The organism is Nostoc sp. FACHB-110 (genome assembly GCF_014697425.1).
Classification (GTDB): domain Bacteria; phylum Cyanobacteriota; class Cyanobacteriia; order Cyanobacteriales; family Nostocaceae; genus Nostoc_B.
In genome coordinates, this window is sequence record NZ_JACJRU010000079.1 from 1 (window position 1) to 10,616 (window position 10,616).

Annotated in this window: 3 protein-coding genes; all 3 read right to left on the reverse strand. The window is 42.8% G+C overall.

Going from position 1 to position 10,616, the window contains the following annotated elements; translation table 11 throughout:
* Nucleotides 1-615 precede the first annotated feature (615 nt).
* Nucleotides 616-1,695 (reverse strand): class II fructose-bisphosphate aldolase, encoded by a 1,080-nt coding sequence (gene fba / locus H6G69_RS33040; RefSeq protein WP_190693929.1) that lies wholly within the window; start codon nt 1,693-1,695, stop codon nt 616-618.
* 913 nt (nt 1,696-2,608) lie between these two features.
* Nucleotides 2,609-8,707, reverse strand: coding sequence for a non-ribosomal peptide synthetase (locus H6G69_RS33045; RefSeq protein ID WP_199336379.1), 6,099 nt, complete (start codon nt 8,705-8,707; stop codon nt 2,609-2,611).
* 2 nt (nt 8,708-8,709) lie between these two features.
* Nucleotides 8,710-10,616, reverse strand: a 1,907-nt coding sequence (locus tag H6G69_RS33050) for a bifunctional 2-polyprenyl-6-hydroxyphenol methylase/3-demethylubiquinol 3-O-methyltransferase UbiG (RefSeq protein WP_190693933.1), incomplete at its 5' end; no start/stop codon positions are given.

A 10,616-nucleotide genomic window follows, 5' to 3' on the forward strand; every position in this document is an offset into this window, starting at 1 on the left:
AGGTCTGTTGGGTATGATGTAGACATTGCTCTAGTAACCCTGTCGCATTTTTATCTACTGACACAATAGCGTTACTGGAGCTTTTTTAGACTTTCCAAACATCCTCTTAGGCGTAAGCCGTAACGCACCGAAAACTTTGCGGTAGATGCGTTACGCTGTCGCTAACACATCCTACGTACATTTCAGAAATAAAATATTAGTCCTATAGTAGCTAGATTTCATCGTCGCCATGATGCAGATGCTTATCGGCAAATTCTTCAGCGATTATTACCCACAGCCAACCATGTGATTATATTTGATCCAACAATTTCAGAAATAGCAGAAGACTTTGAAAAGACTTTAGTACAGCAAATGTCTTAGAACAGAAGCAAAAATTCTCTCAACCTCTCATTCCTCCGTGACCTCTGCGCCTCTGTGGTTCGTTTTTCCATTAGATTTTTTGTATAAAGATTCTCACGCAAAGGCGCAAAGACGCAAAGACAAGTAGGTAGTTGTTAATAAATTACTAAGCTCAATAAAAAACCGAGAAACTGTTATGTTTCCCGGTTTATTTTTAATATTAAAACCCTCAGTTTAAGGAAACACAAAAGTGTCCCCTATAAATTTTTAGCTAAATTAAACTTTAGCAGCAGCCTTGGTGACAGCGTTTAATTCACCTTTAGCATACTTAGCAGCAAACTCTTCCAGAGAAACTTGTTTAATCTTGCTTGCGTTACCAGCAGTACCAAACTGTACATAGCGTTCAGCACAAACCTTCTGCATATATGTAATAGAAGGCTTGAGGAAGTGACGGGGGTCAAATTCCTTGGGATTTTTTGATAAAGCTTCGCGTACAGCTGCGGTGATAGCCAAACGGTTGTCGGTGTCGATGTTCACCTTACGAACACCACTCTTGATACCTTTTTGAATTTCTTCTACAGGTACGCCGTAGGTTTCAGGAATAGCACCACCGTACTCATTAATCAAAGCGATTAAATCTTCAGGTACAGAAGAAGAACCGTGCATTACCAAGTGGGTGTTAGGTAGACGACGGTGAATTTCTTCAATGCGGCTAATTGCCAAAATTTCGCCAGTTGGTTTGCGGGTAAACTTGTAAGCACCGTGGCTAGTACCGATAGCTACAGCCAAAGCATCTACTTGGGTGGCTTCTACAAAGCTAACAGCTTCATCAGGGTCAGTTAGCAGTTGAGAATGGTCAAGAGTACCTTCAAAACCGTGACCATCTTCAGCTTCACCCGCGCCGGTTTCCAAAGAACCCAAGCAACCGAGTTCACCTTCTACACTTACGCCCAAAGCATGAGCTACATTCACAACTTCGCGGGTAACGCTAACGTTGTACTCGAAGCTGGCAGGGGTTTTAGCATCAGCTTCTAAAGAACCATCCATCATCACGCTAGTGAAGTTGTTCTTGATAGCTGAGTAGCAGGTAGAAGGAGCATTACCATGATCTTGGTGCATCACAATGGGAATGTGAGGATAGGTCTCTACAGCAGCCAAAATCAGGTGGCGCAGGAAGTTTTCACCTGCATAGTTACGAGCGCCACGGGAAGCTTGCAAAATTACGGGGCTATCTGTCTCGGCAGCAGCCTTCAGGATTGCCTGAATCTGCTCCAAATTGTTAACGTTAAAAGCTGGGATGCCGTAACCGTTCTCAGCTGCGTGATCCAAGAGCAGCCGCAATGGTACAAGCGCCATAGATAGTCCTCCTAATGTGGTTGTCAGCTAGTCGGTGTGAGAGCAGCGTATTGGTTACGCTAATTCTTAAGAGTTTTTTCAACTTATAGGAAATTATAACTAGAGTCGGGTGTTTATGTTGAAAAAGTTTACGTCATCTCTCATCAAGATGCCTCATGCTTGACTTGGGCGGCTGTCAAGTGTGCTACGTTACATTTAGGACATTTAGTAGTTTAAGATTCCAAACTGCATATCAGAAGCGAATCGCAGCTCTCGGCAAATCATAATTATTAAGTAGTACTATGTGAATGTTAAAAATTTACAGTCCACTCGGTAGAGTAAAAAGACTATTCTATGCTGCCTTTACCAGGATGAGACTTAGTTAAATTCAGTAGACCGAAAACTGTTTCGTGAAGACAGGGTGTAGGTGACAAATACGCGCTGTTGTGGGGTGATTAAAGGCTAATTAGGTCAATCATGGCTTTTTGATGATGAGAGATTGAATTGACTCACGCTAATTAACTTTTCTTGCTCCAAACCCTAAACCCCAAACCCTACACCCTGCCTAAACCGATAACTTTGTGATCTACGGAAATTGCAATGGCTAACATAAGCATACTGCTTTTATGGGATAGTTTAACCCATCAGCAGATAGCAACAAGGATTGTCTGTTGAGGCTGGGTTAATGGGTTTCGGGTTAATGGGTTTTAGATACATACACCCCTACACCCCTACACCCTTGCCCCCTTCTCCAAACCCTTGATTTTTCGTTTTCATGCGTAAGTCCTAAATCTAAATAAATGCACCTTGATTTTTTTATTTGTAGGTGATTTTTAAGTTTGGGCTAGAATAACTTGCAGTTATTCTAGTGAAGCTTGTATCTTTTTTTCGTGAAATGTGTTAACAAGAATACTTTTCAAACAGCCTTTTAAACTTATCCTTTTTGCTGGACTGTATATTCTAACAATTCCAGATATCTGTGCAGCATTAAGCGACTATCTTTGTGACTAAAATACTTCCTATCATACTCCACGACTATACGAACATTTCCTTCAGATAAATCTGTGGAAGCAGTATAATTTAAAGGAAAGTTAAATCGGTCGTGAGACTTGCTACTGCTCACCTGTAAACCAGCATCAGCCGCAAGATTTTTGTATTTAGGGAACTGTATAAAGTTAAACGTAGCAAAAAATAATTCCGTTTTTTCTTGGTCTGACAAAATTTGCAGTAGTGGATACCTAACATAGGGTTCCATATCAATTAAGGATTGATGCACATTTTTGATTTGGATGCTTTTATCTTCAATAGTTTGCTGACAAAATGGAACCATATTCCAGAATAAGCCTAAAGTTTTGAACGGTTCAGATAGCCGTTCTGTTCTACCATTAGCAACAATTCCTACAGCAACCATACTTTCATTAATTTCATTGCCAATTAAATCGAGGTAGTTACTCAGAAAAATTGCTTTTGGTGAAACTCTGAGTTTCCTACATAATTGACGGAAATCAACATTTATTTCCGAGGCAATTTGAGATTTTTCTGCAACAGCTTCTACTTCCTCAAATTGCTGCAATGGTTTATATGTATAGTTTTTTAGTTGCATTTTCCAGAAATTTGTCGCATCTTTTGAGGCAATAATTTCTTTTTCCAAGGCCACAAATTCCTTATACACAATGTCAGAATCTGTTATCGTTATTTCTTCTCCTTTTTTGAGAGCAGAATATAACTCGTGCAGTTCGTTGAGAAATTGAATATTACTCCAGCCATCTATAATTGCATGATGAATTGACAGCAAGAATGCAAATCTGGTTGCGGCTTTTTGGAAAATACAGAATCTAAAAAGCGGCTCATGATGATTTTCAATATTGAACAAGTTTTGGCGATCGCGCTGCATTACTGCATCAACATAATTTTCCTGCTTGTTTGCGGTGATGTGGCGAATATCTTCATAATTTATCACAAATTTCAGATTTTTTCTGACTACTTGAACTACTGGCTGGCCATTTTGTATGATAAATATAGTTCTGAAAGTCGGATGTTTTTTGACTAACAACTTTAATGCCTGCTGGAAAGCATTTAAATCAAGACTTTCATCTTCTAAATCTGATGATAGCTGACAGTGATAGACACCATTATTGTGATAGTTATTTGTTGAGTAATGATGCAGCATAAACTCCTGCATTTTGGCAAGGGGATATACTGCTTCAGTATCTTCAGGCAATAATTCAGAGATTTTCTCTGGGAGTTGTAATAAATGTAGAGGTATAGGAGCCTGATTTTGCAATTGATCAGATGTATACTCTTGTGCATCTACAGATAGACAATGAGCTATTAGCGATCGCAATGCTGCAATAAAATCTTCAGCTAACCTTTCAATGGTGGCAAATTTATGATAATTTTCGCTGTAAGTCCAGTTTACGTGTAACTGACCGTTGACGACAATTGAATTAATGGCTAATAAATGACTGCGATATCCAAACTTACTGTGTATTGAACCAATTGGTTCATCAGCCATTTTAAACACAGAAGTTTCTGACGTTCCCCAGTCAAATTGTCCTAAATAATTGAAACTCACTTCCGCTTTTGTCAGTGCTTGCAGTGTCGAGGTAATTTCTAGATTTCGACTCAAATAACGCAGCAAACCATAGCCAATACCTCGATTGGGTATGGCGCGGAGTTGTTCTTTAATAGACTTTAAACTATATCCTAAATCGTCAGTTGCTTTTAGTGTTAAAAGCACAGGAAAAATGGTTGTAAACCAACCAATTGTCCGAGATAAATCTACATCTTCAAATATATCTTCTCGCCCATGACCTTCAAGGTCGAGCAGTAGAGAATTATTACCACTCCACTTACTTAAAACCAGCACCAAAGCAGTCAACAAGACATCATTAATTTGCGTTTTGTAAGCCTTCGGAACCTCTTGCAATAAAGCACGAGTTTCTTCACTGTTCAACGATACAGATACTGTACGGGCAGATGCTACATTGTTCTGCTCACCAGCATAATCAACTGGTATACTCAAACTTTGGGGATGTGATTGTGCCTGCCAATATACAAGTTCTGATTGGACAGTATTTGAGTTTGCATACTCCGTCAGTTTCTCAGCCCAGTATTTAAAAGATGTGGTCTTGGGAGGAAGCTGAACTTTTTTACCTTGACTAAGCTGTTGGTAGCTGGAAAATAAGTCTTCTAACAAAATCCGCCAGGAAACGCCGTCTACTGCTAGGTGATGAATAATTATTAATAAACGACTAGATTTGATAGTACCTAAATTAAATAAGGATACTCGTATTAATGAGCCAAAAGAAAGATTGAAACTAGCTTGTAATTCAGTCGCAGCAGTTTCAATGGCGGCTGTTTGTTCTGCCTCTGGTATTGTCGATAAATCTATTTGGGAAAAAGGAATAATATTATCAGTGGCGGCATTAATTTGTTGCCAATTGTCACCAGACTGCTCAAAACGTAAGCGCAGCGCATCGTGATGTATTAACAATTGTTGCACCACTTGTGACAACAGATGCGGCTCAAAAGTTGACGGTATTTCTAAGAGAAAAGCTTGATTAAAGTGGTGAGGTTCTGGTAAATTTTGGGCAAAAAACCAGTGCTGAATAGGTGTGAGAGGTACTAATCCCGTTACTTGACCTTGTTCTGCCTGGATAGTTGCATTCGTGCGGGCTACACTGGCTAATTCTGCGATGGTTTGGTATTCAAATATCTGTTTGGGATTGAGTTGCAGTCCGGCTTGATTGGCTTGAGAAATAATCTGAATACTAACAATAGAATCTCCTCCTAGCTCAAAAAAGTTGTCGTGTATGCTAACTGTCTGGAGGTGGAGAACTTCACACCAAATTTGAGCTAGTGTTTTTTCCGCCCAAGTACGGGGTGCAACTTTTTGATCTGTTGTTTGAGGTATTGGTAGAGAGCGACGGTCTACTTTACCATTGGGTGTTAATGGCAGAGCATCCAAAATGACGAATGCACCTGGAATCATGTAATTGGGCAATTTTTGTTTCAGAAAACTGCGTAACTCACTGTTATTAATTGCTAAATTTTGGTGAGGAACGATGTAGGCTGCTAAGTATTTGCGCTGAGGAATATCTTCGCGCACCACAACTACAGCTTCTCGCACGGCTGGGTATTGACTTAGTGCTGTCTCAATTTCACCCAATTCGATGCGTAAACCCCGGATTTTCACTTGGTTGTCGATGCGGCCTATGTATTCAATGTTGCCATCTGGTAAATAACGTGCCAAGTCTCCGGTTTTGTAAAGGCGTTCTTTTCCCCTGCTCCCCTGCTCCCCTGCTCCTCTGCTTCCACTAAAGGGGTTGGGGATGAATTTCTGTTGTGTTAATTCTGGTCGGTGGAGATAACCTCTGGCTAACCCCGCACCGCCAATGTGCAGTTCTCCGGGTACACCAAGGGGTACTGGTTGCAATTGCTCATCTAAAATGTAGACTTGCACGTTGGCAATGGGACGACCAATGGTAACTTTCTCGTCTTGGGGGGTGCATTGGGCAATGGTGGCGCAAACACTGGCTTCTGTCGGCCCATAAGCATTGAAGAAGTTTCTGCCCACTGACCATTTTTTGACGAGTTCCAAAGGACAAGCTTCACCAGCGACAATGATTGTTTGTAGTTTGGGCAGTTGTTCGGTTGGCAAGACGGCTAATGCCGATGGTGGTAGGGTGATATGGGTAATGCCATCTGTGCGTAATCGCTCCAGTAAGGGTGTACCGGGCATGAGTGCGTCTTTTTTTCCCAAGTATAAGCTAGCCCCAGACCCCCAAGCCATCAAAATTTCCCAGATGGAAGCATCAAAACTTAAGGAAGCAAACTGAAGAATGCGACTAGAGGAGTCTACACCAAAGGTGTGAATCTGGGCTTGGGCGAGGTTAACTAGTCCTCGATGTTCCACCATGACACCTTTAGGTTTTCCTGTGGAACCGGATGTGTAAATTACATTGGCTAGATGATTTGGTGTGACTTCACTGAGGGGGTTTTCCTGATTGTTTTGGCTGATGTGTGACCAAATTTCATCAAGAAATATGACTTTTGCTGATGTGGCGGGTAGTTTATGGAGGAGAATTTCTTGGGTAAGGAGTATGGGAACTTGAGTGTCGTCGAGGATGAAGCTGAGGCGATCGCTAGGATATTCACTGTCTAGGGGTAGGTATGCTCCACCTGCTTTGAGTATCGCTAACAGTGCAATAATCATTAAAGGCGATCGCTCTACACACAACCCTACTAGCACATCTGGTTTGACTCCTAATGACTGCAAGTAATGTGCTAAACAGTTAGCACGACGATTTAATTGCGCGTAGGTGAGTTGTTCATTGCTCATCACCAGGGCAATTGCATCGGGTGTCCGCTCTACCTGCTCTTCAAATAATTGATGAATACACTTATCTTGGGGATAGTCTGTGATTGTATCGTTCCACTCGACTAATAACTGTTGTTCCTCTGCGGTTGTTAACAGTGGTAATTCCGAAATTCGCGCTTGGGGATTGACGACAATTGCTTCCAGTAAAGTTTGGAAATGTCGGACTATGCGAGTAATTGTAGTAGTATCAAATAAATCAGTACTATAATTCCAAACGCCCTCCAGACATCCCATAACTTCTTGGCAGTTTACTTCCAAATCAAACCTGACTGTTTCATCAACTGACAAGGGCAGATAGTCGATAGTTAAACCCGGCAACTCCCAGGCCGAGGCGGGAGCATTTTGGAGGGCAAATATTACCTGTACCAGAGGATTACGACTCAAATCTCGCTCTGGCTGTAGCTTGTCTACCAACATCTCAAAAGGCAAGTCTTGGTAGGCGTATGCTGATAAGGTAGTTTGCCGCACTTGTGCTAAAAAGTCAATAAAACTGGGATTGCCAGAGAGATTGCCCCTTAATGCTAGAGTATTGGCAAAAAACCCCATAATCGGCTCGACGCTTTTGTGGTTGCGGTTAGCAATTGGGGAGCCAACAACAACATCTGATTGACCGCTATAACGAGACAGTAAGACGAAAAAGGCTGCCAGTAGAGTCATATACAGCGTTGCGTCTGACTGTTTGGCCAGTTGTTTGAGGCGTTGGGTAATCTCGCGGTTGAGTTGAAAACTTTCTACTCCACCTCGGAAGCTTTGAACTGGAGGGCGTGGTTTATCGGTAGGTAGTTCCAGCACACCAGAGACACCCGCCAACTGCTGTTCCCAGTAAGTTAGTTGTTCCTTCAATACTTCCCCTGTCAACCACTGGCGTTGCCAAACGGCAAAGTCAGCGAACTGGATGGACAATTCGGGTAGTGGATTGGGTAAGTTTTGCGTGAAAGCTGTGTACAGTTGAGATAATTCACGGTTGAAGATGTTCAAAGACCAGCCATCATAGATAATGTGGTGCATCTTCAACAGTAGTATATGCTCTCGATCGCTAAGTTTGAGTAGGGTGAAGTCTACTAATGGCCCAACAGCTAAATCGAAAGCCTCAGATGCAACGGACTGGGCTATTTGCTGAATCTGGGCAGTTTGCGCTTCGGCTGACAAACCTTGCAAATTACGGACTGGCAAAGTGAAATCAGTAAAAGAAGCAATTACCTGGACAGGTTTTCCCTCGACTGCGGGAAAAGTTGTTCTTAAAATTTCGTGACGGCGAACAAGTTCACCCAAGCTTTGCTCCAGTGCAACTATATTCAACGCTCCTTCTAGCCGGAGAATTTGCAGCATATTATAGGACTGACTGTCTGGTGAAAGCTGCTGCAGAAACCAGAGTCGCTGTTGGGTGAAAGATAGGGGGATATCACCATCCCGTGACACTCTGGCAATGGGCTGATGAGTAGTTTTCACCTGCTTGGCTTGCTGTAAAAACAGGAGAATTTCTGATTTGCGCCCAGAAATTTCCTTCAGTAAAGAGGGAGTTAAAATTCCTTCAGGTGCATGACAACGCAAGCGAACTTCTTCCAGAGGCGCTCCGCTAACGCCATTGACTTCCAGTTTAATATTTAACTCGCTCAGGCGATCGAGAAATTCCACAATGCTGTTAGTCATGCTCATAGCTCCACTGTTTCCATACTGACTTCTGCAACTAGCAAATCTTGGGTTGCCCAATCCATGACTTTGATGTAAGCTGCTATACCTGCGACTGTGGGAGACTCAAACATCGTTTGTATGGATAGCTTCAGCCCAAAAGCTGAGTTGATTTCTGATAAGACTTGGGTAGCTAGTAAGGAATGTCCGCCCAGTTCAAAAAAATTGTCGTTGACACCGATGCGTTCCACACCCAAAATTTCACTCCAGATACGAGCGAGTTGAGCTTCAATTGGGTTGCGAGGTAAAACAAGGCCAGTGGAAAGATTCCTCTTGGCTGTGTCAGGTTTTGGTAAGGCGCGGCGGTCTACTTTGCCATTGGGTGTGAGGGGCAACGTTTCTAGGAGAACAAAAGCTTGGGGAACCATGTAATCTGGTAGCTTTTGTTGGCTAAATTCGCGTACTAAAGGTACAAGCTTTTGAACTAATTTTCCTTGTAGGGGGTTGTTTGTGTAGTCAGTCCAGGATTTAGTTGTGATGGCTGAATTATCCCAGAAAGTAAAGGCAGGGGGGCAGGGGGCAGGGGGCAGGGGGGAAGATGGAGTTTCCCTGCGGTTTTCTGATACAAACCTCATCCCTTGTAAGTCAAAGCTCCCCTGTTCCCCTGCTTTCTCATGGCGACAGAAGACAACATCATAACAACCATCTTGGCTACTTTCCCACCAACTGGTGTGAACAGTGTAACCAAGTTGCTGACCCAACAGGTAAAACTGCTCTGGATTAACACCACTTATCGTCTGCCCGGCTAGTATTTCCCGCAGTTGCCCCACCGTTTTTACACCTGGGGGATTTTCTAGCCACTGATAAATCTCTAGTGCTTGCTGCACCCGTTGATTTGGCACTCTTCTGATTCCTAACAGTTCTGGCTGTTCTTGTTGCAGTTGATTTTGAATGTCTGCGAAGGAGAGCTTGTCTAGTTGCCAATTTAACCAAGAAACTACGTTTGTTTGTACGTGACTACCGATGTGCAAAGTCACATCATAACGGAATTGGGTTAACTCATTGAGGCTATTACCACGTTTGGGCTGAATCTCTACCCAACCAATTTGAGGAAAGCTTGTCTGGAGAGCAATGAAGAAAGTCGGATCAATTACCAATTCTTCTTCCATCGCCACACTAGAATGCACTTGTTGTTGCCATTGTTCAATGGTTTTATCCGCATCGGCTTGGAACAACTGTACAGATGCATGGTAGGGTGAGAGCAGAGGTAAGGAGCGGACATCCCCGACGAACAGCGTACCTTGATTGCCAATTGCAGCGATCGCCCCTGCAATCACTTGTAAAAGATACTCAACACTGGGGAAATACTGCACAATTGAGTTCAAAATTACAGTGTCGAAGTCTCCTTGGGGAATACCCTCAAAGTTATCTGCCATTTGTTGCAGCAAGCGCACATGAGCTAAACCTTCAACCTGACTACATACTTGCTCAACGTACTTGATAGCGGCGATGGAATAATCCGTTCCCCAATACTTTTGGCAATGCTTGGCAATGCGCGATAGCAGTAACCCTGTACCACAACCAATTTCTAATACGCGCTGTGGGGAATTAGCTTGGATGCGGCTGACTGTATTCTCTACCCACTCCTGCATTTCCTGTTCTGGAATGGCTTGTTTTGTGTAGGAACTGTTCCATCCAGCCAGGTTTAGAGTCAGGTCATCTGCGGTTGCTTGCTCTTGGCTATAAGTTTTTTCATAGAGCATTTGCCAATCACTAACATACTCGCTCTGCCACTGAGCAACCTGCTGGGGTAATGTTTGACTATGAACAGCAGGGACTAAGTAAGCAACCAGACGTTTATCCCCAGGAGAATCTTCCCTGACTACAACAACACTCTCCTGCACCAAAGGATGTTGAGTCAAAACAGTTT